Origin of the sequence: Haloterrigena salina JCM 13891 (genome assembly GCF_000337495.1) — an archaeon.
GTDB classification, from domain to species: Archaea; Halobacteriota; Halobacteria; order Halobacteriales; family Natrialbaceae; genus Haloterrigena; species Haloterrigena salina.
Genome location: NZ_AOIS01000058.1, coordinates 161,158 through 188,057, shown reverse-complemented (window position 1 = coordinate 188,057; position 26,900 = coordinate 161,158). Strand labels below are relative to the sequence as shown.

General features: G+C 67.3%; 27 protein-coding genes. 12 read left to right on the top strand and 15 right to left on the bottom strand.

From position 1 onward, the window contains the following. Window positions 1–44: 44 nt before the first annotated feature. Entirely contained in the window at window positions 45–1,976 is a 1,932-nt protein-coding gene (locus C477_RS18380) for a bacterio-opsin activator domain-containing protein (protein ID WP_008896043.1), read from the bottom strand. 110 nt (window positions 1,977–2,086) lie between these two features. Between C477_RS18380 and C477_RS18375 the strand changes: the two genes are divergently transcribed. The 4 genes from C477_RS18375 to C477_RS18360 all read left to right on the top strand — a co-directional run bounded on the left by C477_RS18375 (window position 2,087) and on the right by C477_RS18360 (window position 4,610). Beyond that, window positions 2,087–2,275 (top strand): HVO_0649 family zinc finger protein, encoded by a 189-nt coding sequence (locus tag C477_RS18375; RefSeq protein WP_008896042.1) that lies wholly within the window; start codon window positions 2,087–2,089, stop codon window positions 2,273–2,275. A 117-nt stretch (window positions 2,276–2,392) separates the two neighbouring features. Next, window positions 2,393–3,061, top strand: a complete 669-nt coding sequence (locus tag C477_RS18370) for a helix-turn-helix domain-containing protein (RefSeq protein ID WP_008896041.1) — start codon at window positions 2,393–2,395, stop codon at window positions 3,059–3,061. Window positions 3,062–3,168: 107 nt separating this feature from the next. Then, the gene (locus C477_RS18365; RefSeq protein ID WP_008896040.1) at window positions 3,169–3,426 is read left to right on the top strand and encodes a HalOD1 output domain-containing protein; all 258 of its coding nucleotides are present in this window, start codon (window positions 3,169–3,171) and stop codon (window positions 3,424–3,426) included. An 86-nt stretch (window positions 3,427–3,512) separates the two neighbouring features. Continuing rightward, the gene (locus tag C477_RS18360; protein ID WP_008896039.1) at window positions 3,513–4,610 is read left to right on the top strand and encodes an archaeosine biosynthesis radical SAM protein RaSEA; all 1,098 of its coding nucleotides are present in this window, start codon (window positions 3,513–3,515) and stop codon (window positions 4,608–4,610) included. Window positions 4,611–4,890: 280 nt separating this feature from the next. Here the strand turns inward: C477_RS18360 and C477_RS18355 are convergent, their stop codons facing one another. The 5 genes from C477_RS18355 to C477_RS18335 form a co-directional block, all read right to left on the bottom strand. Then, window positions 4,891–8,049, bottom strand: a complete 3,159-nt coding sequence (locus C477_RS18355; RefSeq protein WP_008896038.1) for a PAS domain S-box protein — start codon at window positions 8,047–8,049, stop codon at window positions 4,891–4,893. Window positions 8,050–8,193: 144 nt separating this feature from the next. After that, window positions 8,194–8,886, bottom strand: a complete 693-nt coding sequence (gene purQ, locus C477_RS18350) for a phosphoribosylformylglycinamidine synthase I (RefSeq protein WP_008896037.1) — start codon at window positions 8,884–8,886, stop codon at window positions 8,194–8,196. Next, window positions 8,887–9,138, bottom strand: a complete 252-nt coding sequence (purS, locus tag C477_RS18345) for a phosphoribosylformylglycinamidine synthase subunit PurS (protein ID WP_008896036.1) — start codon at window positions 9,136–9,138, stop codon at window positions 8,887–8,889. A gap of 78 nt (window positions 9,139–9,216) precedes the next feature. Continuing rightward, entirely contained in the window at window positions 9,217–10,479 is a 1,263-nt protein-coding gene (locus tag C477_RS18340; RefSeq protein ID WP_008896035.1) for an FAD/NAD(P)-binding protein, read from the bottom strand. Window positions 10,480–10,620: 141 nt separating this feature from the next. Beyond that, window positions 10,621–12,324 (bottom strand): nucleoside recognition domain-containing protein, encoded by a 1,704-nt coding sequence (locus tag C477_RS18335; RefSeq protein ID WP_008896034.1) that lies wholly within the window; start codon window positions 12,322–12,324, stop codon window positions 10,621–10,623. A gap of 172 nt (window positions 12,325–12,496) precedes the next feature. On the opposite strand from C477_RS18335, the gene C477_RS18330 reads away from it, so the two are divergent. Next, window positions 12,497–13,783: a GTP-binding protein gene (locus C477_RS18330; RefSeq protein ID WP_008896033.1), complete on the top strand. Its 1,287-nt coding sequence runs from the start codon at window positions 12,497–12,499 to the stop codon at window positions 13,781–13,783. Window positions 13,784–13,788: 5 nt separating this feature from the next. Further along, window positions 13,789–14,034, top strand: a complete 246-nt coding sequence (locus C477_RS18325) for a DUF7511 domain-containing protein (protein ID WP_008896032.1) — start codon at window positions 13,789–13,791, stop codon at window positions 14,032–14,034. 297 nt (window positions 14,035–14,331) lie between these two features. On the opposite strand, the gene C477_RS18320 is transcribed toward C477_RS18325, so the two are convergent. Next, window positions 14,332–15,624, bottom strand: a complete 1,293-nt coding sequence (locus tag C477_RS18320; protein WP_008896031.1) for an NAD(P)/FAD-dependent oxidoreductase — start codon at window positions 15,622–15,624, stop codon at window positions 14,332–14,334. Between the two features lie 189 nt (window positions 15,625–15,813). Here C477_RS18320 and C477_RS18315 point away from each other — a divergent pair, with 189 nt between their 5' ends. Then, a complete protein-coding gene (locus tag C477_RS18315; RefSeq protein ID WP_008896030.1) occupies window positions 15,814–16,764 on the top strand; it encodes a formyltetrahydrofolate deformylase in 951 nt (316 codons plus the stop codon). A gap of 87 nt (window positions 16,765–16,851) precedes the next feature. Here C477_RS18315 and C477_RS24225 read toward each other — a convergent pair whose 3' ends face one another. Continuing rightward, window positions 16,852–17,010, bottom strand: coding sequence for a DUF7576 family protein (locus C477_RS24225; protein ID WP_164722027.1), 159 nt, complete (start codon window positions 17,008–17,010; stop codon window positions 16,852–16,854). Window positions 17,011–17,130: 120 nt separating this feature from the next. Further along, complete coding sequence (locus C477_RS24785; protein WP_008896028.1) at window positions 17,131–17,253, bottom strand: DUF2267 domain-containing protein; 123 nt, start codon at window positions 17,251–17,253, stop codon at window positions 17,131–17,133. A gap of 126 nt (window positions 17,254–17,379) precedes the next feature. Between C477_RS24785 and C477_RS18310 the strand changes: the two genes are divergently transcribed. Both C477_RS18310 and C477_RS18305 read left to right on the top strand, forming a co-directional pair. Continuing rightward, entirely contained in the window at window positions 17,380–18,696 is a 1,317-nt protein-coding gene (locus tag C477_RS18310; protein WP_008896027.1) for an acetamidase/formamidase family protein, read from the top strand. A 195-nt stretch (window positions 18,697–18,891) separates the two neighbouring features. After that, complete coding sequence (locus C477_RS18305) at window positions 18,892–19,206, top strand: HalOD1 output domain-containing protein (protein ID WP_008896026.1); 315 nt, start codon at window positions 18,892–18,894, stop codon at window positions 19,204–19,206. A 144-nt stretch (window positions 19,207–19,350) separates the two neighbouring features. Here the strand turns inward: C477_RS18305 and C477_RS18300 are convergent, their stop codons facing one another. The 4 genes from C477_RS18300 to C477_RS18285 form a co-directional block, all read right to left on the bottom strand. Further along, window positions 19,351–19,623, bottom strand: a complete 273-nt coding sequence (locus tag C477_RS18300) for a MoaD/ThiS family protein (RefSeq protein WP_008896025.1) — start codon at window positions 19,621–19,623, stop codon at window positions 19,351–19,353. 123 nt (window positions 19,624–19,746) lie between these two features. After that, a complete protein-coding gene (locus C477_RS18295; RefSeq protein ID WP_008896024.1) occupies window positions 19,747–19,959 on the bottom strand; it encodes a hypothetical protein in 213 nt (70 codons plus the stop codon). A 138-nt stretch (window positions 19,960–20,097) separates the two neighbouring features. Next, window positions 20,098–21,117, bottom strand: coding sequence for a phosphoribosylaminoimidazolesuccinocarboxamide synthase (locus tag C477_RS18290; protein ID WP_008896023.1), 1,020 nt, complete (start codon window positions 21,115–21,117; stop codon window positions 20,098–20,100). Window positions 21,118–21,322: 205 nt separating this feature from the next. Then, the gene (locus C477_RS18285; RefSeq protein WP_008896022.1) at window positions 21,323–21,613 is read right to left on the bottom strand and encodes a hypothetical protein; all 291 of its coding nucleotides are present in this window, start codon (window positions 21,611–21,613) and stop codon (window positions 21,323–21,325) included. 270 nt (window positions 21,614–21,883) lie between these two features. On the opposite strand from C477_RS18285, the gene cofH reads away from it, so the two are divergent. Together cofH and C477_RS18275 are read left to right on the top strand one after the other, a co-directional pair. Next, on the top strand, window positions 21,884–23,263 hold the full coding sequence (gene cofH / locus C477_RS18280; protein ID WP_049914667.1) for a 7,8-didemethyl-8-hydroxy-5-deazariboflavin synthase subunit CofH: 1,380 nt from the start codon (window positions 21,884–21,886) through the stop codon (window positions 23,261–23,263). 63 nt (window positions 23,264–23,326) lie between these two features. Further along, the gene (locus C477_RS18275) at window positions 23,327–24,085 is read left to right on the top strand and encodes an SDR family NAD(P)-dependent oxidoreductase (RefSeq protein ID WP_008896020.1); all 759 of its coding nucleotides are present in this window, start codon (window positions 23,327–23,329) and stop codon (window positions 24,083–24,085) included. A 39-nt stretch (window positions 24,086–24,124) separates the two neighbouring features. Here the strand turns inward: C477_RS18275 and C477_RS18270 are convergent, their stop codons facing one another. Together C477_RS18270 and cofG are read right to left on the bottom strand one after the other, a co-directional pair. Next, entirely contained in the window at window positions 24,125–25,204 is a 1,080-nt protein-coding gene (locus C477_RS18270) for a hypothetical protein (protein ID WP_008896019.1), read from the bottom strand. A gap of 163 nt (window positions 25,205–25,367) precedes the next feature. Beyond that, complete coding sequence (cofG, locus tag C477_RS18265) at window positions 25,368–26,546, bottom strand: 7,8-didemethyl-8-hydroxy-5-deazariboflavin synthase subunit CofG (RefSeq protein WP_008896018.1); 1,179 nt, start codon at window positions 26,544–26,546, stop codon at window positions 25,368–25,370. A 157-nt stretch (window positions 26,547–26,703) separates the two neighbouring features. Here cofG and C477_RS24220 point away from each other — a divergent pair, with 157 nt between their 5' ends. After that, a complete protein-coding gene (locus C477_RS24220) occupies window positions 26,704–26,862 on the top strand; it encodes a hypothetical protein (protein ID WP_008896017.1) in 159 nt (52 codons plus the stop codon). The last annotated feature ends 38 nt before the right edge of the window (window positions 26,863–26,900 follow it).

Sequence of the window (26,900 nt, the reverse complement as noted above, 5' to 3'; positions counted from 1 at the left end):
CGCCGGGCTACAGTCGGTTAAGACGGGCATTCAGCCCTGCAGTGTCAGCCCGAAGACTCAGTGTCTCCGAAGAACGCCCGACACAGCTTCGCTTCGGCCGTTCGGAGGTGTTCGTGGAACGTCGGCCGGGAGACGCCCATCGACTGGGCGAGATCCTCGCCCGTCGTCGGGCGCGGCCACTCGAAGTAGCCGCTCAGGTACGCCCGCTGCAGCGCGGCGAACTGGCGCTCGGTCAGGTCCCGCTCGAGGCGGGCCGCGAACTCCTGGCGGGTCTCTCCCTCGCGCTCGCGCTGCTGGAACGAGATGACGTCGGTGCCGCGGTAGCGGTCCTCGAGGGCCTCCACGATCGACCGGACGTTGGCCGAGCGCGGGATCTCGAGGGTGACGCGGGCCCGGCCGTCCTCGCTCTCGATCGACTGGAGGCGAACACCCCGCTCGGAGAGCCAGCCGACGAGGTCGTCGCCGCCGGCGAGTTCGACCAGACACTCACCCTCGCGCTCGAGGACGACCCGGCAGTCCAAGTCGGCGGCGTCGGCCGCCGCGACGAGGTCGGACGCGGTGGCCTCGGGGCCCGTAACGGTACACAGCGACGCGGTCTCGTCGTCGGTGCGGTGGACCGAGCGGCGGTACTCGAGTCGGCAATCGGCCGCCGCGGTGAGCGCGACGGGAGCGACCGAGCGGTCGGTCAGCGTGAGTTCGACGGCGACGACGGCGTCGGTCTCGAGCACGCGGCTGGTCTCGCGGGCGTTGACGCCGCTGGCGACCGCGCGGGCCAGCGCCGAGAGGATCACCCGCTCGCGCTCGTCGATCTCGCGGTCGGGGTCGGTGCGGACAGTGAGTACGCCGTACTCGATCCCGTTGTACGACAGCGGAAACGCGGCGCGAGTCCGCCCCTCGTGCGCGTTGGTCGTGGCGGCGCGCTCCTCGAGCGCCGCGGCGGCAGGGTGATCGGCGTCGCTCGGCGGGCCGTCCAGGTCGTCGCGCGCGCCGGCGCTCGCCCGGACGTCGATCGATCCCGTCGCGGGGTTGCGCTCGCCGATCCACGCGCCGTCGTAGCCCGCCTCCGCGGCGATCCGCTCGCAGACCGCGGCCTCGAGTTCCGAACGGTCCGTCGAGCCCGCGACGACGTCCGTGACGTCCTGGATCAGTCCCTCCACGCGCTCTAAGAGGTCGTCGAGCTCCTCGGTGCGGCGCTCGAGGGCGAGTTCGGCCTCCTTGCGCGCCGTGACGTCGTTCTGGAAGCCGACGTAGTTGGTGACCGTCCCGTCCTCGTCGCGGACGGGGGCGATCGTCACTTCGTTCCAGAACTCGGTGCCGTCCCTGCGGTAGTTCTTCAGCTCGACGGTGACCGGCCGCTCCTCGTCGATGGCCGCGGCCATCTCGGCGACGGCCACCTCCTGGGAGTCCTCGCCCTGCAGGAACCGGCAGTTCCGGCCGACGACCTCGTCGTAGCCGTAGCCGGTGATCTCCTGGTAGGCGTCGTTGACGTAGACGAGCGGGTTGTCCTCGCGGTCCGGATCGGAGATGGTGATCCCGACCGGCGCCTCGTTGATCGCGCGATCCTTGACCGTCCGGTCGCGCTCGCCGAGCGCCGTCCCGTCGGTCTCCCCCTCCGATCCGCCGGTTGCGGCGTCCTCCCGGTCGCGGTCGAACGTGATCGTGGCCACATCGGCGTCCCGGTGGACGCGCGCATCGTACGGCTCGTCCTCGAGCGGGACCCGGCGGACCGTCCCGACGGTCGTCTCGTCGACGGCCGCCTCGAGTCGCGGCCACGACTCGAGCGCGCTCGCCGCGTCCCACTCGCCGGCCTCGCGTTCGCCCTCGGTCGACGGCAGGTCGAGCGCCGTTCGCGCCGCGTCGTTCGCGTACGTGATCGTCCCGTCGACGACGGCGACGACGGGGTCGACGACGGCCTCGAGCGCAGCGACTGCTGGCGCGACCCGACCCTCGTTCTCCGCCGCATCGGCGTTCTCCATAGCCCTCCTTCGAACGGCAACGCCGTAAGAACCGCGGTGCTCGGCCCGACGGTTCAACGAGCGGACTGCTACCCTAGATTGTTATGTGTTGTCATAGCATAGAGAAACACATGTCCACCTATCGGTCACCCTTCGAACAACTCAAGGCGAAGTTCGACTCCGACCCCAAATGTCCGGCGTGTGGCTACGTGGACACGGAAGGGGGCTGGCGCGTCCGGACGACCGGGAGCCGCGTCACCTACCAGTTCGTCTGTCCGGCCTGTGACGCGATCGAAACCCGGGAGATGCGACTCGGCTAGGACGGTCGACGACGGACGGCCAGCCGGAGGCCGCTTCGGGAACCCGAGTGCCATCGCCGCGTCTCGACGCGACGGCCCGGAACGTTCCCGCCCGCCCGCTACGAGGAGGCGAAACCGATGACGCGAAGCTTCGTCGCCGAGATGACCATCTCCCACGCGGATCTCCCGCTGACGCCGACGATCCGAACGCTCGAGGACGTAGACCTGACCGCAGAGTCACAACCGTTGCGGTCGTCCGATCGGGGCGGGCCGATCATGTTCTATTCAGTTTCGAACTGCAGTTTTCCGGCGTTCGAATCCGCCCTCGAGGACGATCACACGGTCGACGACTGGGACGTGACGATGGAGTTCTCGGACCGTCGCGCGTATCAGATCTACCTCAGTTCGGCCGCGAAGTTCACGACCCCGGAGATCGCCGAGCTCGGGCTGCGAGTGCTCTCTATTCGGAACACCGACCGCGGCTGGCACCTGCGACTACACGCCCCCGATCGGGAGTGCCTCGGCGACTACTGGCAGTTTTGTCGCGAGGAGGGCGTCCGCTGGAACCTCGTGAAACTGTACAGCACCGGGCCGAAAGCGCAGTCCATCTACGACGACGAGGCTGAGATCCCCCTCACCGACCGCCAGTGGGAGGTCGCTCGGACCGCGGCCCGAATGGGATACTACGAACCGGAGGGTGCCAGCGCGGCGGCCGTCGCCGACGAACTCGGAATCTCGCAGTCGACGCTGTCGACACACCTGCGGCGGATCATAGCCAAAGTGTTTCGACACCTGTTCGACGGTTGAAATCGGTCGCCCGCACCGCGATCGTCCGCCGAAGATACGCGCCCCCATGTGAAGGGGAGAAGAATACGACGATAGGTTCGAAGCCGTCGATGCGTGCTAGTCCAGTAATGCACGAACCAAGCAGCGTCACATCGGTTTCGGAGGGACAGCCGAGCCTGACGATCGTCGAACGAGTCGCCGCGCTTGACGGAACGGATCCGCTCTCGCTGCCGCCGCTGTACGACGCCATCGACCCCGACGCGCTGGATTCTCTCTTTCAGTCCTCGAGCGCCGACGGCCCGCAGACCACGGGGGCGGTGCAGTTCACGTACTACGGTTACGACGTCCGCGTCGACGCGGACGGCGAGATCGCCATCGAGTCTTAACGACCCCTGCAACCGGTCGGTGCGAACGGCGTCACGACCCACCCCAGACGAAGGCGCTTTACGCGCCGGACTGCTTGCCCCTCGTAATGAGCAAACCGAGCCCCGATGTCTACGAGCAGGGCAAGGGTATGGACGCCCACAATCAGGTCATGCGCGAGATCCGCTCGCGCAAGGAGGCCAGCTACGATCCTCACGAGCCCACCCGCGTCTGGCTCGACGAGGACAACACCCCCGGCGGCGTCAAGCGGAGTCTGACGATCATTCTGAACACGGGGGGCTGCCGGTGGGCCCGCGCCGGCGGCTGTACGATGTGTGGCTACGTCGCCGAGAGCGTCGACGGCGGCAGCGTCTCCCACGAGGCCCTGATGGATCAGATCGACGTCTGTCTCGAACACGAAGACGAGAACGCCGACGAGCCGGCCGAGCTCATCAAGATCTACACCTCCGGCTCCTTCCTCGACGAGCGCGAGGTCGGCGCCGAGACCCGCCGCGCCATCGCCGAGACCTTCGCCGACCGCGACCGGATCGTCCTCGAGTCCCTGCCCGACTTCGTCGACCGGGAGAAGATCGGCGACTTCACCGGGCACGGGATCGATACGGACATCGCGATCGGCCTCGAGACGGCGACCGACCGCGTCCGCCACGACTGCGTGAACAAGTACTTCGACTTCGCGGACTTCGAGGACGCCTGCGCCGAGGCCGCGACGGCGGACGCCGAGGCCGACGACGCCGAGGCCGGCATCAAGGCCTACCTCCTGATGAAGCCGCCGTTCCTCACCGAGTCCGAGGCCGTCGAGGACATGATCTCCTCGATCGAGCGCTGCGCCGACGTCGAGGGCTGTCACACCGTCTCGATGAACCCCTGTAACGTCCAGCGCTACACGATGGTCGACGAACTCTACTTCAACGACGGCTACCGCCCGCCGTGGCTCTGGTCGGTCGCCCACGTGCTCGAGGAGACGGCCGACGTCGACGCCATCGTCGTCTCCGACCCGGTCGGCCACGGCTCCGACCGCGGGCCGCACAACTGCACGGAGTGTGACGACCTCGTCCAGAAGGCGATCAAGGACTTCGACCTGCGGCAGGATCCCTCAGTCTTCGAGCAGGTCTCCTGCGAGTGCGAACTGACCTGGGAGACCGTCATGGAGCGCGAGCGCAGTTTCAACCAGCCGCTGACGCGGTAGCGACGATCGTCTCGAGCGCGGAACGGACTCGGGTCTCCGCTCAGTCGAGGGTCGAACGTCCCCCTCCGAACGGGTATCGTATCCGCTCGCTTCGCGAGCGGTTGACCGACGGCGGGGCCAACAGCCGAGCCGTCGGTCTTCCTCGTGAGTTCTACTGGAACGAACGAGGGCTCGGGAGAGCGTAGCTCTCCCGGCCATGCGAACGGCCGGCGGCCGTAAGCAGAGGGCGCTTCGCGCCCGTGAGCAGACGAGCGAACCCGAGGCGGAAAACGTTCGGCGTTCAGTCGCCGGTGGCCGTCTCGTCGCCGGTCGGTTGCACCAACTCCGTGTCGGCGCGCGGAATCTCGAGCGTGACGACGGTCCCCCGCGGCTCGTTCGCATCGAAGGACAGCTGGCCGCCGGCCTGCGTGACGACGAGGTTGACGAGCCAGAGGCCGAGCCCGCTGGCGTGGCGCAGTTGCGTGATCTCCCGGTCGCCCTGGAGCAGTTCCCGCTCCTCGTCGGGCATTCCGGGCCCGTCGTCGGCGACCGACAGCGAGAGCATCCCGTCGTCGCTTCGGTCGCAGACCGAGACCTCGATCGTCGGCGTCGCCCCGTCGTGGTGTTCGACGGCGTTCTCGAGCACCTGATAGAGGACGGTCTCGAGCGAGGCGTCGATCCGGACGAACAGCCGGTCGGGAACCGAACAGGAGACGGTGGCGGCGGGGTACTCGGCCTCGAGACGGTCGACGGTTGCCGCGATCGTCTGGGCGACGTCGGTCGGTCCCGTGGTCATCGGCTCGCATTCCAGAACGCGCTCGACGGTGCGGGTCTTCTCGGCGAGCGAGACGAGTTCGTCGGCCCGCTGCTGAATGGTCGTCGCGTACTCGATAGCGTCGTCGCCGACGGCGTCGGCGAGCATCTCGGCGCAGCCGTCGATGATGTTCATGCCGTTTCGCATGTCGTGGCGCAGGACGCGGTTCAGGATCTCGACGCGCTTCTGGCGCTGTTTCTGGTCGGTGATATCGGTGTAGAGGCCGAACGTGTGGTCTGTCGACTCGCCGCGGTCGACGGGAACGATCCGCATCATGAAATCGCGCAACCCGTCGTCGGTCCGCCGCTTGACCTCGGTCTCGACGGTCTCGCCGTCGCCGCCGCGGCGGGTGAGTGCTTCCGCCTCCGTGCTCCTGTTCGCGGGTACGATGATCTGATCGAGGGACCGACCGACGACCGCCGACTCCTCGTAGCCGAACGTCCGTTCGAACGCCGGATTGACCGCCTCGACGATCGCGTCGCCGGCGGTCTGGCGCGCGCTGACGACGGCGTCGGGGACGTTCTCGAACAGCGCCGCGAACCGGTCGCGTTCCGCCCGCAACTGCTCCTCGAACGCGAGTCGATCGAGAGCGTCGGTGACGTGTGACAACAGGAGCTCCGCCAGCTCCTCGTCCTCCCGACCGAACGAGTCGACCGTCGTCGAGACCGTCTGAAACACGCCCCGGTCGCCGATCGGAACGGACAGCACGGAGCGCAGCGTGCCGTCGACCGGCATGGCGTCGGGCGCCGTCCGGAGATCGTCGATCCGGTATGTCTCCCCCGTTCGATACGTCTCCCCGGCGATCCCCTCGTCGATTCCCATCCGCCGGTCGAACTCGGCGTCGAGTTTCGAAGAGAGGGCCGCCGTGATGAGGTGGTCGCCCTCGAGGCGCTTGACGACGCAGGCGTCGAAGTTCAGGACGTCTTCGGCCGCCTCGACGGCGCAGTCGTAGATCTCCCGTCGACTCCGGCAGTTCTCGAGGCGGGAGGCGACCTCGTGGAGGCGCTCGATCTTCGCCTTCCGTTCGACCAACTCCCGTTCCATCCGCTTGCGCTCGCTGATATCGCGAACGATGCCGACCGAGCCCGCGATCTCGCCGTCCGAGCGCAACAGGGCCATGTTGACCTCGGCCGGTGTGCGCTCGCCGTCGCGCCCCACCAGCGTCACCTCGTAGGTCGCAACGCGTCGGTCCTCCGAGCGGAGACGGCGAACGCGGCGCCGTCCGCGCTCGACGCTCTCGTCGGTGAGGACCGTCGAGATGTGCTCGCCGACGAGTTCGTCGCGACCGTAGTTACACGTATTCGCCATCGTGTCGTTGACGGCGACGAACCGGCCCTCGGCGTCGAGCTGATAGACGCAGTCGCCGACCGTTTCGACGATCGTCTGGGTCCGCTCGAGTTCGCGCTGCCGGGTCGCTCGGTCGAGCGCGACCTCGGCCGTCGCGGCGAGGACGTGAACGAGGTGGATCTCCGCGATATCGAGGTCGACGTCGTCCGCCGACGCCACCGTCAGCAACCCGTGGTCGCCGAGCGGGTGGACGACGGCGTTCCCGACGTCGATCCCGAGATCGTAGGGGAGTCGCTCGGACCTGACGTCCTCGAGGACGGACGGATCGCCCTCCGCGTAGGTTTTCCAGAGCACTCCCTCGTCCGGTGCGATCGAGGAGATGTCGCTCGTGACCGCGTCGAGGGACTCGCTGACCGCCGCGAGTTCGAGCGTTCCGCGGTCCTCGTCGTAGATTCGGACCGCGGCGAGCGGACGGTCGATGACGTGTTCGGTCGCGTCGGTCACGATCGCGGCGATCTCGTCGGGCGACTCGGCGCGCATCAGTTCGCGGGTCGTCTCCTGAAGCGCCTCGAGGGCGTTCGCGCGCTTGCGTTCGGCAGTGACGTCCCGAACGAACGAGAGGACGCTGACGACCGCGCCGTCGTCGTCGGTCAGCGGCGTGTTGACCCACTCGCAGGTGATCGTCGTTCCGTCCTTGCGAACGTTCTCGTCGGTCCGCCACGCGGAGTTTCCGTCGAACTCCCCGTCGAGCAGGTGCTCCCAGTGCTCGCGGATCTCGTCCCGAATGTCGGCGGGAACGATCAGTTCGGTCGCGGACCGACCGCGGGCCTCCGACGCCGCGTAGCCGAACAGCTCCGTCGCCGCCGGATTCCAGCTCACGACGTCGAACTCGAGGGACCACTCGATCATGGCGAACGGCGATTGGTCGATCAACGACTCGAGTTGACTCGAGAGCGCGGTCGCCGAATCGGACCCGGTGGAGTCGGCGGTCGGCGCCTCGGTTCCGTCGTCCGCGAGGAGGGCGTCGATGCGGCTCGCGAGCGCGTCGACGCCGTCGGCGCGGGGAACGTAGCCGTCGGCGCCGGCGGCGACGACCGCGCCGGCCAGCGACTCGCTGCCGTCGGCCGGAAAGACGATTACCGGGAGGTCGGGCCACCGGGTCCGGAGCCGGCGACAGCACTCGACCGGATCGGCGTCGGGCGACCCATCGCCGACGACGGCGCAGTCGGCACTCGAGCAAGCGGCTGTCAGGTCCGCGACGCTGTCGCCGGCCGCGACTCGATCGACGCGTTCGCGCAGTTCCCGGACGGTCCCGTCGGCGGCGGGGCAGACGTAGACGACCCCCGTTTCAGATCCCATGCGCTCGTCCCCTCCAGTTGGATACACCGACATCAACGAACTGCCATGTCATTACTGTTCGACTCGACTCACGAATTGAGTCGTGACGCGATCGGCGGTTCGGCGGAAACGGTCGCGAAAACGAGAAGACGAGCCAGCGGACGTCTACGCTTCCGTCTCGGCCAGTTCGAAGCCGCGGAGGATCCCCTGTCCGTCGGTCGGGCCGACGTCGGGCAGCGTCGCCCGCTCGGGGTGGGGCATCAACACGGCGACGGTCTCGCGCTCGCCGAGGACGCCCGCGACGTTGTGTTTCGAGCCGTTCGGATTCACGTCCGGTCCGGTCTCGCCGTTCTCGTCGCAGTAGCGAAAGAGGATTCGATCCTCGACCTCGAGTTCGTCGAGGCGGTCGTCGTCGATCTCGTAGCGGCCCTCGCCGTGGGCGATGGGGATCTCGATGACGTCGCCCTCGTCGTAGGCCGCCGTCCACGGCGTGTCGTCGCGCTCGACGCGCAGGTAGACGTGTTCGCACTGGAAGCGGGCGCTCTCGTTGGTGGTAAAGGCGCCCTCGGTGAGCCCCGACTCGCAGCCGATCTGGGCGCCGTTACAGACGCCGAGGACGGGCGTCCCCTCGGCTGCAGCCTCGCGGACCTCGGCCATGATCGGCGAGCGCGCGGCCATCGCGCCCGCACGCAAGTAGTCCCCGTAGGAGAACCCGCCCGGCAGGACGATCCCCGAGGTGTCCGCGGGCAGGCCGTCCTCGTGCCAGACGATCTCGGCGTCGATCTCGAGGTGCTCGAGGGCTCGCTCGGCGTCTCGGTCGCAGTTCGAGCCGCCGAATCGGATGATCGAAACCGTCATCTACCGCTCGTCGACCTCCACGTCGTAGTCGTGGATGGTCGGGTTCGCCAGCAGTCGCTCTGCCATCTCGCTCGCGCGTTCGTGGGCGCTCTCGGCCGATTCGGCCTCGAGATCGACCTCGAAGCGGTCCGCCGAACGCAGGTCCTCGAGGTCGAAGCCCAGTCGCTCTAAGGCCTGCTGGGTCGTCTCGGCCTCGGGATCGAGGACGCCGTGTTTGAGCCGAACGGTCACCGTCGCGGTGTAGGCGGTCATTACCTGAATCCCCGTATCCGTGCTCAAAAACGCTTTCGACTCGGATTCGTAATACACGTTTGTGGATACCCGCTCGCGTCAGGCCGGAACGGTCGGTCGACGCGCCTCGATCGCGCGTGCGATCCGGTCGGCCGCGCGCCGCGCGCCGGCGACGTTGCCCGCCAGCGGCCCGACGGTTCCCGCCGCGAGCGCACCCGTAACGAACAGCGGCGTCTCCGACCCGGTCGCGTCGCGCCAGGCCAGCGTCTCGTCGTCGAGTACCGGCATCCCGCGGTAGCCGCGCTCGAGGTCGAGCGACGCGGCGACGCGGTCGACGAACGGGTGCTCGAAGACGGGAGCGAACCCTGTCGCCAGAACGGCGCGCTCGGCCGAGCGACAGCCGCCGCTCTCGAGCAGCAGCCGAACGCGATCGTCGATCTCGCGGGCGGAGCGGACGTCGCCGGTTCGAACGGCCAGATCGCCGCCGTCGACGGCCCGCTCGAGGCGCTCGAGCAGTCGCGGCGGAACGGTGCCGTCGTTGCGCGCCTCGCTGACGGTCTCGGCGCGCGCTCGCGATCCGGGCGGGTGGCGATGGAGGTGTTTCTCGATGTGGTTCCAGTTGATCCAGCGCGGATCGGCCTCGATCGTCGCTTCCTCGAAGCCGTCGCGCGGACACAGCGTCACCCGCTCGCGCTCGGCCAGCGCGGTCGCGAGCTGGACCGCGGTGATCCCGCCGCCGACGACGACCGTCTCCTCGGCGCGGCGCTCGGAATCGAAGCCGTCCCAGACGTGCGTGATCGCGTCGACGCCGTCGGCCCACGGCGGATACCGGTAGCGACCGCCGTGACCGATCGCCAGCACGCAGGTCCGCGTTCGGATTCGCCCTCCGCTCGAGTCGTCGTTCCCGGTTTCGCCTCCGTCCTCCGCTCCGTCTCCGTCGCCTGCATCCGTCTCGAGGACCAGCGAGCCGTCGCCCGCGGCCGAACGTCGAATCGACTCGACGGCGGCCCGCCGGTGGCGATCGGCGAGTCCCTTGCGTTCGATCACGTAGTCGGCGAAGTCCAGAAACAGCGACAGCGTCGGCCGCGGCGGATATCCCGGCGTCGGCCGGAGTTCGCCCTCGCGGCCGCAGCTCTCGGCGAACGACTCCAGACCGAACGGCTCGGTACCGACGTGCTGAACGAACGTCGATCTGAGCTCCGCCATCCCGCAGACCGCCGCCTTCCGACGAAACGACGCGAGCAGCCGGTCGTGCGGATCGACGAGCAGGAGATCCTCGCGCTCGAGTGCGGTGTCCTCGAGTAGCCGCTGACAGCAGTAGGTGCCGTGGACGCCGCCGCCGACGATGACACAGTCGTACATCGAACCGCGATACGCTGTATTATTGCTTTAGTCCTTTGTATTATTAATAAGTGATATAGTAGGGTCTCAGTTTCATATCAACACCCCCGCTGATACCCGGCAACTGGTTCTCGGGCGACCGCCGAAACCGGACGACTGCGATCAGAACAGCAGCCGTCCCGTCCAGGCGATAGCGAACGCGAATCCGGCCGCTGCGGCGGCCTGTCGCGCGAGCATCCCGGCGACGAACCGCACCGAAACCTCGCGGGCGACCGTAATCGCTGTGACGAGACAGGGCAGCAAGACGCCGGCGAGGTAGACGGCGACCAGCACCTCGACGGGCGAGAGGGCCTCGAGCGCGGCCGACTCGGCCGTCAGGAGCGCGATCCCGTCCTTCCGGATCGCCGCGAGCACGATCGGCAGCGCCGCCTCGGCTGGAAGGGCGAAGGCGGCCATCGCCGGCTCGAGGACGGCGCCGAGGCGCTCGAGCGCGCCCGCGTACTCGAGCAGCGCGGCGACGACGCAGATGGCGGCGAAGACGGGAAGCGCGGTCGTGACGAAGCTCGCGAGCGAACTGCGGGCCTCGCGCCAGACGGCGCGAGGGCGGGGCCGCTCGAGGCAGGTGCGACGATCGACGGCGAGGGCGGCCGTGCGCGCTTCGGGCGGCGCGATCAGGCGGACGTAGAGCAGCGTCGTCGCGACGAGAACGGCGAGGTAGGGGCCGACGAGCCACGGCATCCCGACGGCGGCGAACACCGCCAGCGTGGCGGGGAACTGGTAGGAGCAGGCCGCGCCGAAGGAGATGGCCGAGATCGTCGTACAGCGGGTGCAGTCCGAACAGGCCCGCGTGCTCGTGACCGCGGGGACGTTACAACCGAAGCCCATCACGACCCGGACGAGATCCCGGCCGGTGAGTCCGACGCGGCGCACGACCGGATGCAGCGCCGTCGTCACGCGCATCGTCAGCCCGCTCGCCGCGTACGCGCCCGTGAACAGCGCGAAGATCAGCATCGTCGGCAGCGCCCAGACGAACAGGAACGGCCCCATCGCGAGCAGGCCGTAGTCGCCGCCGAGCACGGCCGCGAGCGGTCCGGGAAGCGCCGTCGTCCAGCGAACGGCGGGCTCGAGGGCGGCGCCGACGCGCGGATCCAGTTCGGCCGCGACGGCGTTGGCGAACCAGACGGCGACGACTGCGGGAAGCAGCAGGACGAGCGCGCTCGCCGCGGGGCCGAGATACGGCCGGTCGAAAACGCGTTTGGGCGGCTCGAGATCCCAGTCGATTTCCATTGCGGTGTCGCCGGGCAACTCAGCCGCGTGGGCCAGCGCGGCGCGAACCGCGCGGCCGTCGGACGCGTCGGGGGCACCGCTCTTTCGTCCGCCGTCCGCCGCGACCCGATCGCGCTCGAGGGAGCGCGCGTCGACCGGGACGACGGGAACGCCGAGGTCCGATTCGAGGTCGGCGATGGCGCGACGTCGCTCGGTCTCGTCGATCGCCTCGACGCGGTCCCAGTGAGTGACGATCACCGCACCGGTCCGACCCCGGACGAGCGCCAAGAGGTCGCCGAGGTCACGGACGATGGCCGACGCCGGAACGACGAGGACGACCGTTTCGGCACCCTCGAGCGCGGCCAGCGCCTCGCGGGTCGTCTCGGTGTCCGCCTCGAGAGTGATCCCGGGCGTGTCGACGACCTCGAGGTCGTCGTCCCGGTAGACCTCGCTCGAGACCGTCGCGCCGTCGACGTTCTCGGCGGCCGGCGCCGCGCCGGTGAGTCCCGCCGCGAGAGCGGACTTCCCGACGCTCTCCTTGCCGATCAGGACGGCGCGGTCAGGCTCCGAGTAGCGCCGGGCAGGTTCCGCGTCGGTCATTCAGCGCCGATCACCCCGTCGCGTCGCGCGGTTCGGTCGGCAGACGGTCCCCTCTGTGTCGGCCCCAGCGATGACGTTCGCATGCTCGAGTTGGCTATGGCGCCGCCGGTTTATTAATTTTTCTTGGTGAGGTAATAACTACTATTATACTCGAGCCCATATTGTTAACAGAATGCCCGATAGCTCGATTCCCGTCACGGTGCTCTCCGGCGTCCTCGGCGCCGGGAAGACGACGACGCTCAACCACGTGCTGCGAGAGACTGACCGCGACCTCGCCGTCCTCGTCAACGACATGGGCGAGGTCAACATCGACGCCGAACTCGTCGCCGAGTCCTCGGACATCGCCGACGAGGACGAGGAACTGATAGAACTCTCGAACGGCTGCATCTGCTGTGAACTGCGGGGCGACTTGCTCGACGCCGTCGGCGAACTCACCGCGTCGGACCGGGAGTTCGACGGGATCGTCGTCGAGTCGACCGGCGTTGCGGAGCCGCTACCCGTTTCTCAGACGCTGACGCTCGGCTTCGATCAGGCCGATCTCGACCCCACCGAGTTCTACGCGGAGACCGGAATCGAACCGCTCGAGGGCTGTCACCTCGATACGACCGTTACGGTCGTCGACGCCCACCAGTTCCGGACGGCGATGGAGTCCGACGAACTGCTCGACGACGACGGCACCGAGAAACACCTCGGGGATCTCGTCGTCGAACAGGTCGAGTTCTGCGACGTCCTCCTGATTAACAAGTGCGACCTCGTCGAGGAGGAGACGCTCGCGGAGATCGAAGCGACGCTCGAGGTGCTCCAGCCCCGCGCCGAGATCGTCCGTACCGAGCACGGTCGAGTCGATCCCGACGATGTCGTCGACACCGATCGGTTCGACTTCGAGGCGGCCAGGCGATCCGCGGGCTGGATTCGGGAACTTCAGGAGCCCCACGAGTCGGCCGAGGAGGAACACGGCGTCTCCTCGTTCGTCTTCGAGGCGCGCCGCCCGTTTCACCCCGAACGGTTCGCCGACCTGCTCGACGAGTTCCCCGACACCGTCGTCCGCGCGAAGGGCCACTTCTGGATCGCCACCCGCCGCGACGAGGCGTTCACACTCGACGTCGCCGGCCAGTCGGTTCGCGTCGGTCCCGGCGGAACGTGGGTCGCCGCGCTTCCCGAAGACGAACGCCGCGAGCACCGCACCAAAGACGCCGAACTCGAGGCGGTCTGGCACGACCGATGGGGCGACCGGAACGTCCGGCTGGTCCTGATCGGCACCGAGATGGACCGCGAGTCGCTGCGCAGCGACCTGAAGTCGTGTCTGGTGACCGACGCCGATCTCGAAGCCGACCTCGAAACGCTCGAGGATCGATTCCCGCGGTTCGAGCCGCTCGAAGCGGACCTCGAGGACGACGGGGAGACGGACGACGCCGACGAGGATCGCGATCACGCGACGGAACTCGGGATCGCGGATTGACTACCGTGACCGAACGAGATTCCGACGCCGACACCGATCTCGACGTCGAGATGCTCGCCGAAGAAGCCGCGTCGCCGGACTCGCAATCGGCGGACGGCGAACTCTCGCCGTGTTACAAGGCCTACGTCGAGCGCAACGACGACCGTCCGGACGTCTGTACGATCTACTCGGACGTGACGACGGGCGACTTCGAAGAGACGTGGGTTCGCGCGATCGATGCGGCGTTCGTCTCTCGAGACGACGCGCGGTGACCGATCGTGCCGATCGATTCGACCGATACCGAGAAACTCCGGCCACGACCTGCGTAACTACCCGCGGACGTGGGCCGGAATCACGTCCGACGGTCGCTCGAGTTCGAACTGCGACGAGTCGGTCCAGTCCGCGGCCGGCGTCACCCAGCGCGTCGCGCTCGACCACAATACCGGTGCCGTCCGTGACGGTTCGGTCGACGAGGCCGACGAGCTCCCCGAATGCGTTCACTCGAGTCACTGTCTCGAACGTGGACACGTGACTGAACGCCGTCGAGAGGGCTCCGGTCCGGTCGCGCCTCAGCAGTCGCAGTACGCCGGCTCGCAGCACTCGAGGTCGTCGAGGAACATCCCTCGTTCCCGGTAGGCCTCGAGCGGGTCGGTATCGACGCCGAGACGATCGCCGATCGTCTCGGCGACGACGGCGAAGCGCTGGCGGAACTTGTAGATGAAACAGAACTGCTGCCCGTCGTGGGCGACCTGCGGGCCCACCAGGAAGAGCCCCGGCGTCTCGGTCGACTCGTCGCGGTCGGTCAGCGCCGGCGCGTCGCCGTCGGACGCGAACAGGTCGTCGACGACGGCAAGACTTCCCTCGAACCCGGTGGCGAGCAGCGGCGGCGCCCGCGAGCGGAATCGATCACCGTCGGTCGTCCGGAGGACGTAGCCGTCGTCGGCGCGGACCGGGCCCGCCTGCACGCATTCGATACTCGCGACGCGTGCGTCGGTGACGAGATCGATCGGCCGTCCCTCGGTCAGCGCTCGCTCGAGTCGCTCGCTCGTCCGCGGCGAGAGCACCTCGCTGGGGTCGGGACTGCGGTACTGCCACGGGCCGTCGGCGTCGAGCACGGCGACCGAGCAGCCGGCATCGGCGAGACCGAGCGCCGCGTCGATGCCGCTCTCGGCGCCGCCGACGATCACGACGTCGTCGGTGACGGGGCCGACCGCGCCGGCGCCGTCGGCCGCGACGCGTGCGGACGGCTCCGCGTCGGCGTCCGAAGATTCGCGGTCGAAGGCCGTTTCGGCGCCGTCCGGCGACCACCGGTCGGCGTAGGCCGCCCACGAGTCGACCGTCGAGACGTGGACCGCGTGTTCCGCGCCCGGAAACGAGCCGTCCGCCGGGTACTGGTACTCGCCCGCGGCCCAGACGACGTAGTCGGCCTCGAGCGAGCCCGCGCTGGTCTGCAGGGTGAAACCGTCGATCTCGACGTCCGCCTCGCCCGATTCAGATTCCGTAGCATCGCCGGGGACGACGCGGTCGACGTCGACGTCGCCGTAGACGGGCACCTCGTGAAACGCGGCGACGGCCTCGAGGTAGTCGGCGTACTGCTCGCCGGTCGGATGCTCGCAGTCCAGCGCCAGTGCCGGCGAGGTGTCGGGTGTGATCGCGTTCAGATCGCGGGTGCCGAAGGCCGTGGCGGGAAACGACGGCGTCAGCAGTCGCATCTCGTCGGGCCACTGTCGGAACGACGAACCGATGCAATCGCGCTCGAGGACGGCGTACTCGATCTCGAGGGACTCGAGCGCGACTGCGGTACCGATCCCTGCGGGGCCGGCACCGACGATCGCGACGTCGAGCGTTTCTGGTAACGTCATGCGAGCCTAGTACTCGCCGCCGCGGTGTTAATAATACTGATTCTTATTTTGCTAACTAGACACAACTGCGGTAGTTGAGATATTATGCAGTCGTTCTCAGACACATCCACGGAAAGCAGGACTTTTGGCGACAGGTAGACTGAAGCACGTAGTGATGAATCCAATTTCGCTCGAGCGGAGGTGGTTCCGATGACGACCGACATTACCGAAATCACCGTGATCGGAGACGACGATACGGGACTGGTCGCCAACGTGACCAGCCTCCTGTTCGAGCGCGGAGTCAACATCGAGGACCTCGACCAGGCGGTTCGCGACGGCGTCTTCCGGATGTATATAGCCGTCGACACCTCCGAGATGGTCTGTACCGAGGAGACGCTCCGCGAGGACCTCCGCGAACTCGGCGACGACCTCGGACTCGACGTTCAGGTCCGGTTCCCCGCCGACCGCGAGACCCAGCAGATCGCCGTTCTCGGCACGAAGGAGAGCCACTGTCTCGAGGCGATCTTCGAGGCGTGGGCTAACGACGAACTCGGCGCCGACATCGGCGTCGTCATCGGCAACCACGACGACCTCCAGCCGCTCGCGGAACACTACGACGTCCCCTTCCACGACATCGGCGACGAGAAGGGCCAGCAAAACGAGGACGAACTGCTCGACCTGCTCGCCGAGTACGACGTCGACCTAATCGTGCTCGCGCGGTACATGCGCATCCTCTCTCCCAACGTGGTCTTCCGCTACGAGGATCGCATCATCAACGTCCACCCCTCGCTGCTGCCCGCGTTCCCCGGGGCCGAAGCGTACCGGCAGGCGCTCGAGGGGGGCGTCCGCGTCGCGGGCGTCACCGCCCACTACGTGACGACCGACTTAGACCAGGGGCCGATCATCACCCAGCGCGCGTTCGACGTCCCCGACGACGCCGATCTGGACGAGATGAAACGCCGCGGCCAGCCCCTCGAAGCCGACGCCCTACTCGAGGCGGTGAAACTCCACCTCAACGGCGACGTCTCGGTCCACCGGGGCCGGACCTCGGTCCGAGAAAACGGGAGCGAGTACCAGCTCGGCCTCCCCGAGGAGGTCGACGAGGTGACGCCGGACCGACCGGTCGACGGCATCGGCGACGTCCTCGCGAAGGAACAGTAGCGAGTCGGATCGGCCGGGAGTCGACGGGACGTTCCCCACCCCCGTCCGTCCGCGGTGCGATTCAGTGTTCGTTCTCGAGTCCGCGAGCTACGACTCCCAGATCTCGAGGCAGTCGTCGCTACAGAAGTGTTCGTAGACCGTCTCGCCGTCCTCGACGGCGGTCACGACGCGGTGGTTAGCAGACGATGCAACGGTGTCGCCGCACACTCGACACTCCTGTGAGTCCTCGTCCGTCGAATCAGCCATTAGGTGACTGAAGGGACAAGACACACTTGAACGCACCTATCGCGGCTGATACGGCCACCGGCCGACAAATCAGCCCGCTGAGGACAGCTGACGGCGGAAATGCCGCTCGTAATTGCGGACTCAGAACTGGTCGGGATCGACCGTCACGTCCTCGAACAGCGGGTGGAGGTCGTCGTCGAGCTGGGACTTGAGGTCCTGAACCTCGCCGTCCGTGAGCGCGGCGGCAACGGCGTCGGTGACCACCTCGGCGAACTGTTCGGCCGATTGTAAGCGCGGACCGAGACTGTCAAAATCAAGGAGTAACGGGTCCGAAATGCGGCTTCCGGCGACAGTAGGCTTATCGCGGTCTCCGCCCTAGTTCAGTATGGTATGTCACAGCAAGACGATCGGGAAGTCCGAGAGGAACTGTCCGTCGACCAGTACACGCTCGGCCTCGTCGGACCCGATCAGGAGTGGGCCGGGACCGTCGCGGACGGGGGGACGATCGAGACGTACACGCCGCCGGGCTGCTGGGGACCCATGGTGACACCCGAGTTCCGCGGCGGCCACGAGGTCACGCGGCCGATCCGCGTCGAGGGCGCCGAAGTCGGCGACGCCGTCGCCTTACACATCCGGGACGTCGAGGTGACGAGTATGGCCACGAGCACCGGGTCGATGGCCGAACGCGAGGACGCCTTCTACGACGACCCGTTCGTCGACCACCGCTGTCCGGAGTGTGGCACCGAGTGGCCGGAGACGGTCGTCGAGGGCACCGGCGAGGAGGCGATCAAGTGCGCCGAGTGCGGCGCGAACGCCTCCTCCTTCGGCTTCGAGTACGGCTACACCGTCGCCTTCGACGACGACCACAGCGTCGGGATCACGCTCGACGAGGACGCCGCCCACGAACTCGCCGAGGACGCCGACGAGGTGATGGACATCCCCGAGAACTCTCGCCAACACCCGATCCTGCTGTACGAACCCGGCGAGATGCCCGGCACGCTGGGTCGCCTGCGCCCGTTCATCGGGAACGTCGGGACGACGCCGCCGATCACGATGCCCGACTCGCACAACGCGGGCGACTTCGGCCAGTACCTCATCGGCGCCGAGCACGACTACGGCGTCGAGAGCGAAGACGAACTCGAGGCCCGCACGGACGGTCACATGGACATCCCCCAAGTGCGGCCGGGCGCGACCCTGATCTGTCCCGTCAAGGTCGACGGCGCCGGCGTCTACGTCGGCGACCTCCACGCGAACCAGGGCGACGGCGAACTCTCCCTGCACACGACCGATGTGAGCGGGAACGTCACGATGGACGTGGAAGTCATCGAGGACCTCGAGTTAGACGGGCCCGTCCTGCTACCGCCCGAGGAGGACCTGCCCTTTATCAGCAAACCCTACAGCGAGGACGAACGCGAGGCGGGTCGCGAACTCGGCGCCGAACACGGCGTCGATATCGAGGACGACATGGGCCCGATCCAGGTGATCGGCTCCGGCGCGACCGTTAACGACGCCACGCAGAACGCCTTCGACCGCGCCACGAAACTGCTGGACATGAGCGAGGGCGAGGTCCGCTCGCGGTGTACGTTCACCGGCGGCGTCCAGATCGGTCGGCTGCCCGGCGTCGTCCAACTCGACATGCTCGCGCCGCTGGACGTGCTCGAGGAGCGGGGGATCGACCACCTCGTGCGCGAGCAGTACGGGCTGTAGGTCCGAATCTCCGCAGTACCGACCGCTCTGCGGAGGTGTGTGCGGTGGGGTGGACGACCATCGAGCACGAGCCATCAATCGAGGAGAAATACACGTTCACGGCCGTACGCTCCGGTTTGCGTCGGTACGCCTGCAGACGCACCCGACAGAACCACCCCGCTACGAGTGTGAGGATGATTCGAGTGACGCGAACGTATGTCCCCTTCAAATTCGAATTTCACCGGCGGTCCGGATCCCCCGATCCACATTGAACATCAGTTCGACAGCGATACGCCGCCGAGTCTCGCTATCGTGCGAGCGATCGCCGCCGTTGAAAACGTTGATCCGATGAAATCGCCCTCAGCTCTCGGAATCACGCTTTACGACCACATCGACCCGTCAGCACTCGATCAGCTCATAGAGAAGAACAGCGAAAGCAGCGTTACTATCGATTTCACGATTCAGAACAGCCATCAGTACTCCGTGCGGGTGCAAGATACCAACCTCGTCATAGAACGGGCATCCGAGTAAGGTAGAACGAGCGGCGTAGCAGGTCGCGACGTAATCGCGCGCCAGGTACGGTGATCGACCGCCGTCACTGCATTCTTCCGTATTGGGGTCGTAAATCGAGTTCTCTGACGGTCCGAGACGGATTCGACGCGGAGTCACTAGCGACTACCGAGTTCCGCCCTGAACCGCGGGCATCAACGTCAGCGATGCGTCGGCCGGAACCCGATCCGCCATCGTCGCGCGCTCGCCGTCGACCGTCACCCGGACGCTCGAGCGCAGTTCGTCGTGGTCGTCGCCGTCGTAGAGATGGGCCTCCGCCCGCGGATAGGCGTCGACGAACGCCGCGACGGCGTCGGCGACGGTCCCGCCGTCGAATTCGAACGAAACCGTCTTCGCGCCGGTCGCGCTCCGCACCGGACCGTACACCGTGATCTCCATGGTTCGACGATGGACGCGAACCGACAAAGCCGCTTCCGCCGCGTCCGGTCGAGAATTGCGAACGGCCGGCGGACGAGGGATCCGACTCGAGTCGACAAAACGGAACGGGCGGCAGCCGGAAAATCAGTCGTCGCCGGGTTCGGCGCCGCTGGCGGCGGGCGTCGACGACGTCGCGGTCGACTGGCCGGTCCACGACGAGGAGACGATCGATGCGACGGCGAAGGCGACGATCGCGAGCACGAAGACGGCCAGCATCCCGGTCGCGACGGTCGCGATACTACCGGTCAGTCCGGACGGGACGATACTTGCGACGATACCGCTGGTAGCGAGGCTCATTGACGGACAATCGGAGGTTACTCGCCCCGCCATATGAGGGTTGCTCTGTCACCCGACGGATGTGAAACGATATCGAGGGACGCAGTCGAGAGAGGAACGAGTCGCGAGCGGATCGACGGCGCGCCGAACGGCGGCGACTCAGAGCCGCCTGACCGCGCCGATCGCGCTCGAGAGCGGCGGCGCGTCGAACAGTTCCCGACCGGTGTACGCGTTCGCGCCGGCGCAGTAGAGGTCGCGGGCGGTCTCGATGACGCCGTCGTCGAGCGGTTCGGGCTCCTCGTCGCACAGGGACTTCCAGTCGGCGACGTCGGTCCGTTTGGCCTCGGCCTTGGCGGCGTCGACGGCCTCGACCCAGTCGGGCTGGGTGCGCTTGTGGTACTGCCGGAGGACCTCCTTCGAGAGCTGGGTGCCCTCGTAGCTGAAGCGGTTCTCGTCGAACGTGCCGACGACGTCGCCCACGCGGATCTCGCCGTCGTAGTAGAGACACTCGATCTTGCCGTCCTCGTGGGTCAGTCCGGCCGATTCGGCCTGCTCGGTGACGATCCGGTTGACCTCGCGGGCGAGGGACTCGAGCTCCTCGATGTCGGCCTGGCCGGCGATCTCGTCGGCCTCGGCGCGGTCGAGCTGGCGGTCGCTCTCCTCGTACTTCGTCGTGAACTCGACGATCGGTTCCTCGAGGTCGACGGCCTCGTCTGGCCACTCGTCGAACGCGAGGCCGTGGTCCGCGGGCTCGGTCCGGCGGCGCAGGCTCGAGCCGACGGGGACGCGGTTCCGGAAGACGATCTCCAGCGGGACGAGGTAGTTCGATCCCGCGGCGTCGTGGTAGCTGTCGTAGTCGTAGCTCCGGCCCTCGTGGGGGAGGTCGGGGACCTGCGTGAGGTCGATGGCCATCTCCCAGGGCGGGCTCGAGGTCTCCTCGAGCGGGACGACCTCGCCCGATTCGACGACTCCGCGGTAGTGGGTCGGGACGCCCTCGGACTCGAGCAGTTCGAAGTTGAAGGCGCCCATCGTACAGAGGCTGGCGCCCTTGTCGGGGATGCGGTCGGGCATCTGGCCCCAGTCGAAGACGGAGTAGGCGTCGGTGAAGACGAACGATCCTTCGCCGAGTTCCTCGGCGGTCGCTTCCTCCTCGATTCGGAACTCCTTGACGCTCGTCACGTGCGACACCTCTGGCGCTGTCGACCGTGACGTTCGAACGGTTTCGCTGTGAGAGCAGTCATACGCGACACCTCAGGACGTGTCCGCCGCCGCAGTTCATATCCCAGTTGCCGTGGTCGGCCCCTAAGAAGGTTTCAGTATCGGGCAGGAGATCCGCGGTCGATGACGCTGCGGTTTCAAACCGGCGTCCGGAGCGGGAGTCCGCTCAGTCACCGTCGACGGTCGCGAGCAACTCCGTTGCGGTCTGTTGGAGTGATTCCTCGAGATCCTCCTCCTCGACGAGGCCGCGAAGGGCCGAATCGCACTGGGACGTCGCCAGCGCCTCGAGTGCCTGTCGCCGGTACCGATCGGCGATGCGCTCCGTGCGGGCGAGCGCCGCGAGTTCGTCGCACTCGTTCGCCGTTTTCAGTTCGCGAATCGCGCCGGCGCGGCGCTCCTCGTCGGCGCCGTCGTCGAGGGCGAGTTCGACGCACTCCGTCGATGTCCGTGAGCTCATGGGCTCCCTTCGCGGTCGCCGCCGATAAGAACGCGACCTGCGTTCGACGGATTGGGGGGCGACGAAGCGACGATCTCGACGGACACAGAGTCAGAACGGAGTGGCTTCCGGCTCGATGCCGAACGAAACGGCGCGAGTGACCGGCTCGCGGCAGCCGACGACGACCGACTCGACTCCCGGCGGTGGCGGGACGACGCGAGCGCCGGTTCGAATTCCCACCGACTCGCGAATCCACTATGTTTTTCTCACTGTACCGGCATTCATACGCCGATGGAGCGACCGGTGACCGAGGCCGACCTCACGTTCGACCACGTCCCTCAGACCGACCAGTCCTTCGAGAACGCACTCGAGAAGGCCCGCGACGGCGACCGGCTCACCGTCGACGACGCCATCGAGCTGTTCACGACGGGCACCGACGGCGAGGGTATCGACCAACGACGCAAGGAGCGGGTCCTCGAGGCCGCCGACCGCCGGCGCGCCGAGGTCGTCGGCGAGGAGGTTACCTTCGTCGCCAACCTGAACAACAACGTCACGACCGCCTGTAACGTGGGCTGTCTGTTCTGTAACTTCAAGGACGCCGCCCACACCTTCGAGAGCGACGCCGAGGTCGAGACCGCCGGCTTCACGAAGACGCCCGACGAGTCCCGCGAGATCGTCGCCGACGCCGTCGATCGGGGCATCTACGAGGTCACCTCGGTCTCCGGTCTGCACCCCGCTTTCGCGCTCGACGCGGAGCAGCGCGAGATCCTCGAGGCCCACCCCGAGCCCAAGGAGATCAACTACAAGCCGCCCGAACGCTACGACACGAGCCCCGGCACCTACACCGACCAGATCGCGGCGATGAGCGTCGACGGCGTCCACGTCCACTCGATGACCCCCGAGGAGGCCTACCACGCCCGCCGCGGGACCGACTGGTCATACGAGGAGGTCTTCCGACGGCTGAAAGACGCCGGCCTCGACACCGTCCCCGGGACGGCCGCCGAGATCCTCGTCGAGGAGGTTCGCGACGTCATCTGCCCGGGTAAGATCGACACCGAGGAGTGGCTCGAGGCGATGGAGGCCGCCGCGAACGTCGGCCTCGGGATGACCGCGACGATCATGTACGGCCACGTCGAGAACGAAGCCCACCGCGCCCTGCACCTGAAACGGATCCGCGACCTGCAGGACCGAACGGGTAACATCACGGAGTTCGTGCCGCTTTCGTTCGTCCACCAGAACACGCCGCTGTTCGAACACGACGTCGTCTCGAGCGGCCCGAGCATCGACGAGGACGAACTCATGATCGCCGTCTCGCGGCTCTTCCTCGACAACGTCGACCACGTCCAGTCCTCGTGGGTCAAGTACGGCGACGAGCAAGGCCTGAAGATGCTCTCCTGCGGCGCCGACGACTACATGGGGACGATCCTCTCCGAGGAGATCACCAAGCGCGCCGGCGGCGGCTACGGCGAGTTCCGCTCCTTCGAGGACTACGTCGAGATGATTTCCTCGATCGGCCGCGTCCCGGTCGAGCGCTCGACCGACTACGAGAAACGGCGCGTCATCGACCCCGAGAGTCCGCCCTTCGGCCCGCAGCTGGGCCCGAACGCCGACGGCACGCCGCTACTCACCGAGGACGAACGCGCCGAGCGGGCGCTGCCGGCCGACGACTGAGTCGACGACCCGACCCCGACCGCGCGGCACAGCACTTATTTTCCGCCTCGGTGTGGCGCTCGTATGCGACTCGATAACAAGACTGCGTTTATCACGGGCGCGGGCTCCGGCCTCGGCCGCGAAGCGACGACGCGGTTCGCCGAGGAGGGAGCGACGATCGTCGCCGCCGATATCGACCTCGAGAGCGCCGAGGAGACAGTCGACCAAGTGGAGGAAGCAGGCCAGGACGGAGCCGCCGTCGAACTGGACGTCCGCGACGCCGACGCGGTCCACGCGGCCGTCGACGAGGCGGTCGAGGAGTTCGGCCTCGACGTCGTGGTCAACAACGCGGGCGTGAGCCACCAGCGCACGAAGATCGAGGAGATCAACGAGGGAGAGCGCGATCGGGTCATCGACGTCAACGTCAAGGGCGTCTGGAACGGCTGTCACGCCGCGATTCCGCACTTCAAGGAACAGGGGTCGGGCGCGATCGTCAACACCGCGTCGCTGGCGGGGGTCATCGGCGCGCCGGAACTCGGTGCCTACTCGCTGTCGAAGGGCGCAGTCGTCAACTTCACGCGGACGGTCGCGGCGGAGGTCGGCCCCGCGGGCGTCCGAGCGAACGCGGTCTGTCCGGGCGTAACGGACACGGCCATGCCCCGGAAGAACCGCACTGAGGCAGAGTGGGAGACCGCCAAGGAGGAGATGGCCCGCTACTATCCGCTCAAGCGTCTCGGGAACCCCGAGGACATCGCCAACGCGATGCTGTTCCTGGCGAGCGACGAGGCCGACTGGATCACCGGCCAGGCGCTGGTCGTCGACGGCGGCTTCTCCTGTACCTGATCCGTCGCGAGCGAAGCGGTCGAAATCGGCGGTCTCGAGCTACGGTTCGTACCGCTCCCGGTGAACCACCGTTTCCTCGCCGTCGTCGATCGCGGTCACGACGATCTGGTCGCCGTCGGGGTTGAGCGAGACGGCTACCCAGGACCTCGCCCACGCGTTCGAGCCCTCGCCGAAGAGTTCGAACTCCGAACCCTCGATTGTCGACTCGATGCGAACGGTCTCGGCGTCGCGCCCCGGCGAGTCGGTGAGGACGACCTTCGCCCACTCGACGTCCCACTCGAGGTCCTCGGCGTCGCGCCCCGGCGAGTCGGTGAGGACGACCTTCGCCCACTCGACGTCCCACTCGAGGTCCTCGCCGTCGGCGGCGTTTCCGCTCCGCGCTTGGTCGTGCTCCCAGTCGATCTCCGCGACCACGTCGTCGTCCTCGTCGACGATCGGCGCCTCGAACGCCGCCTCGAGGTCGTCGATCGTCTCCTCTCGAAGGACGCTCCAGTAGACGTGCCACTCGGTGCCGTCGTCGTTCGCTTCGTCGTCATCGCCGTTCGATTCGCTGTCGTCGCCGTCGTCGGAAGCCGGTTCGACGTCGGTATCGGTCGCGACGATCCAGACAGTAGTCGTAGTGACGAGCGCCCCGTTCCGTTCGGGATCGCGGTACGTCGACTCGCTTCGGACCAGCGCGATCTCCTCGCCCCCGAGATCGTCTTCCAGCGTCTCCCGGTCGGACACGAACGCGGCGTCCTCGAGATCGAGGACGTCGTCGATCGACGCGTCCGCGGTTTGGACCGCCGTCTCGAACGACTCGAGGTCGTCGACGCTATCGACCTCGTCCCCGGAGCCGAACCGGTATTCGAACTCCGACTCCTCGTGGGCCTCCGGATTGAGGAAACTGGCGCTGTGGGCGACCTCGGTGATCGCGTCCGTGTCCTGGTTCGCGGCGGCCTCGAGGAACGATTCGACGGCGGCTTCCGGGCCGGATTGCGATTCCGTCTCGTCGCCGTTCTCGTCGGATTCGTTCTCGGGATCGTCGTCGTCGGCATCGGACTCGTCGAGACAGCCGGCGAGGAGGGCCAACGCCGCGCCACCGGTGGCGGTCAGATACGGGCGGCGTTCGATATTCATATTTCTCGAATAACATCATAGAGTGATATTTGTTTCTATACTGAATAAGATTCCAGTACAAAAGTGTGACCGACCACGAGAACGCCGCCTCGAAAACGATCCGAATCAACTGACGAATCGATCGAAAACGGATCGCAGTTTCGCGGTTCCGAGCGACGGTCGATCAGTAGCCGGTCGACTCGAGCACCGTTCGATACCGCCGTCCGGCCTCGCCGTCTCCTTCGAGCGCCTTACGGATCGTCGGCGAGATCCACTCGCGGTCCGCGTTCGGATCTCGGCGTCCGGTCGCACCGACGGTGCCGTCGGCGGCGACGCCGTCGAACCCGTCGGTTCGCAGGTCCTCAGGGAGGAACCGCTCGTAGACCGGTAGTCGCTCCCCCAGCGGCAGCTCCGCCGAGTCAGCAATCTCCTCGAGTTCGCGCAGGGCGGGCCACTCGTACTCGGGGTTGATGTGGTCGTCCGTCACGGGCGAGACGCCGCCCAGATCGTCGACGCCGCAGTCGATCAGTTCCTTTGCGGGCGCGAGGTTCGGCGGCACCTGAACCGAGATCTCCTCGGGGAGGGCGACGCGGGCCATCGCCGTCACGTGGCGCATCGTCGCGAGGTCGGGCGACCCCTCCGACCAGCGCTCGTTGTCGACGACGGGCTGGACGATCACTTCCTGGATGTGGTCGTAGCGCTCGTGCAGTTCGCGGATCGCGAGCAGGCTCTCGGCTCGGTCGCGCCACGATTCGCCGATCCCGACGAGGATGCCGGTCGTGAAGGCGACGTCGAGTTTCCCGGCGTTCTCGATCGTCCGCAGGCGCTGGCCCGGTTCCTTGCTGCGCGGGCCGCCGTGGGCCTGAACCTCGGCGGTCGTCTCGAGCATCACGCCCATGCTGGCGTTGACGTCCGCCACTTCGGCCATCTGCTCGCGGGTCTGGTCGCCCGGATTGGCGTGGGGAAGCAGCCCCTCCTCTAAGGCGACCTCGCAGGCCTCGCGCAGGTAGCCGTGAATCGAGTCGTGGCCCCATTCCTCGAGTTGCGCGTGGATCTCAGTGTAGCGGTCGTCGGGATCGTCGCCGAAGGTAAACAGTGCCTCGGTACAGCCCGCGTCGGCCCCCCGCTGGCAGATCTCGCGGACTTCCTCGAGAGAGAGCAGCGAGGCCTGTCCGGGCGGATCGAAGTACGTGCAGTAGGTACAGGTGTAGCGGCAGGCCGTCGTCAGCGGCACGAAGACGTTTCGCGAGAAGGTCAGCGCGGGCGGCGCGTCGACGTCGGCGGGCGTGACCTCGAGGAGGTCCTCGACCGCCGCGTCGTCGACCGCGATGTCGACGCCGTACTCGCTCGCCCCGGGGAACATTACCTCCGAATCCCGGCGCTCGATACATAAGCCCTTCACTTCCGGACGACTCGCCGAGCGCGGCGAGGGTGGAGGCGTCGGCCGATCGCAGTCGCAGGCGGCGAGAAGGGCGGCAACCGATTGTATTACGTCAGTGGTCCGGCAAAGGGAGATCCGTATGCTCGATATCGCACTTCACACCGGTACAGAACATCCCGACCTCCTGTGGATCCTCGTTCCCAGCCTCCTCACCTTTATCTCGGGGCTCGGCCTCGGCGCGTACTCGGATCGGATCCGAACGCGGTCCCGTCCCGAAGCCGACCCGGCGACCGAGTGACGACCGTCTCGGCCGTCTATTTTCGAGTGTTACCCGTC

Excerpts from the sequence above, each read along its gene's own strand:
- C477_RS18370 (WP_008896041.1), top strand. The coding sequence starts at position 2,393 with ATGACGCGAAGCTTCGTCGCCGAGATGACCATCTCCCACGCGGATCTC.
- C477_RS18365 (WP_008896040.1), top strand. The coding sequence starts at position 3,169 with ATGCACGAACCAAGCAGCGTCACATCGGTTTCGGAGGGACAGCCGAGC.
- purQ (WP_008896037.1), bottom strand. The coding sequence starts at position 8,886 with ATGACGGTTTCGATCATCCGATTCGGCGGCTCGAACTGCGACCGAGAC.
- C477_RS18340 (WP_008896035.1), bottom strand. The coding sequence starts at position 10,479 with ATGTACGACTGTGTCATCGTCGGCGGCGGCGTCCACGGCACCTACTGC.
- C477_RS18375 (WP_008896042.1), top strand. The coding sequence starts at position 2,087 with ATGTCCACCTATCGGTCACCCTTCGAACAACTCAAGGCGAAGTTCGAC.
- C477_RS18320 (WP_008896031.1), bottom strand. The coding sequence starts at position 15,624 with ATGACGTTACCAGAAACGCTCGACGTCGCGATCGTCGGTGCCGGCCCC.
- C477_RS18285 (WP_008896022.1), bottom strand. The coding sequence starts at position 21,613 with ATGAGCTCACGGACATCGACGGAGTGCGTCGAACTCGCCCTCGACGAC.
- C477_RS18360 (WP_008896039.1), top strand. The coding sequence starts at position 3,513 with ATGAGCAAACCGAGCCCCGATGTCTACGAGCAGGGCAAGGGTATGGAC.
- C477_RS24220 (WP_008896017.1), top strand. The coding sequence starts at position 26,704 with ATGCTCGATATCGCACTTCACACCGGTACAGAACATCCCGACCTCCTG.
- C477_RS18295 (WP_008896024.1), bottom strand. The coding sequence starts at position 19,959 with ATGAGCCTCGCTACCAGCGGTATCGTCGCAAGTATCGTCCCGTCCGGA.
- C477_RS18355 (WP_008896038.1), bottom strand. The coding sequence starts at position 8,049 with ATGGGATCTGAAACGGGGGTCGTCTACGTCTGCCCCGCCGCCGACGGG.
- C477_RS18335 (WP_008896034.1), bottom strand. The coding sequence starts at position 12,324 with ATGACCGACGCGGAACCTGCCCGGCGCTACTCGGAGCCTGACCGCGCC.
- C477_RS18275 (WP_008896020.1), top strand. The coding sequence starts at position 23,327 with ATGCGACTCGATAACAAGACTGCGTTTATCACGGGCGCGGGCTCCGGC.
- C477_RS18330 (WP_008896033.1), top strand. The coding sequence starts at position 12,497 with ATGCCCGATAGCTCGATTCCCGTCACGGTGCTCTCCGGCGTCCTCGGC.
- purS (WP_008896036.1), bottom strand. The coding sequence starts at position 9,138 with ATGACCGCCTACACCGCGACGGTGACCGTTCGGCTCAAACACGGCGTC.
- cofH (WP_049914667.1), top strand. The coding sequence starts at position 21,884 with ATGGAGCGACCGGTGACCGAGGCCGACCTCACGTTCGACCACGTCCCT.
- C477_RS18300 (WP_008896025.1), bottom strand. The coding sequence starts at position 19,623 with ATGGAGATCACGGTGTACGGTCCGGTGCGGAGCGCGACCGGCGCGAAG.
- C477_RS18380 (WP_008896043.1), bottom strand. The coding sequence starts at position 1,976 with ATGGAGAACGCCGATGCGGCGGAGAACGAGGGTCGGGTCGCGCCAGCA.
- C477_RS18310 (WP_008896027.1), top strand. The coding sequence starts at position 17,380 with ATGTCACAGCAAGACGATCGGGAAGTCCGAGAGGAACTGTCCGTCGAC.
- C477_RS18315 (WP_008896030.1), top strand. The coding sequence starts at position 15,814 with ATGACGACCGACATTACCGAAATCACCGTGATCGGAGACGACGATACG.
- cofG (WP_008896018.1), bottom strand. The coding sequence starts at position 26,546 with ATGTTCCCCGGGGCGAGCGAGTACGGCGTCGACATCGCGGTCGACGAC.
- C477_RS18305 (WP_008896026.1), top strand. The coding sequence starts at position 18,892 with ATGTCCCCTTCAAATTCGAATTTCACCGGCGGTCCGGATCCCCCGATC.
- C477_RS18270 (WP_008896019.1), bottom strand. The coding sequence starts at position 25,204 with ATGAATATCGAACGCCGCCCGTATCTGACCGCCACCGGTGGCGCGGCG.
- C477_RS24225 (WP_164722027.1), bottom strand. The coding sequence starts at position 17,010 with ATGGCTGATTCGACGGACGAGGACTCACAGGAGTGTCGAGTGTGCGGC.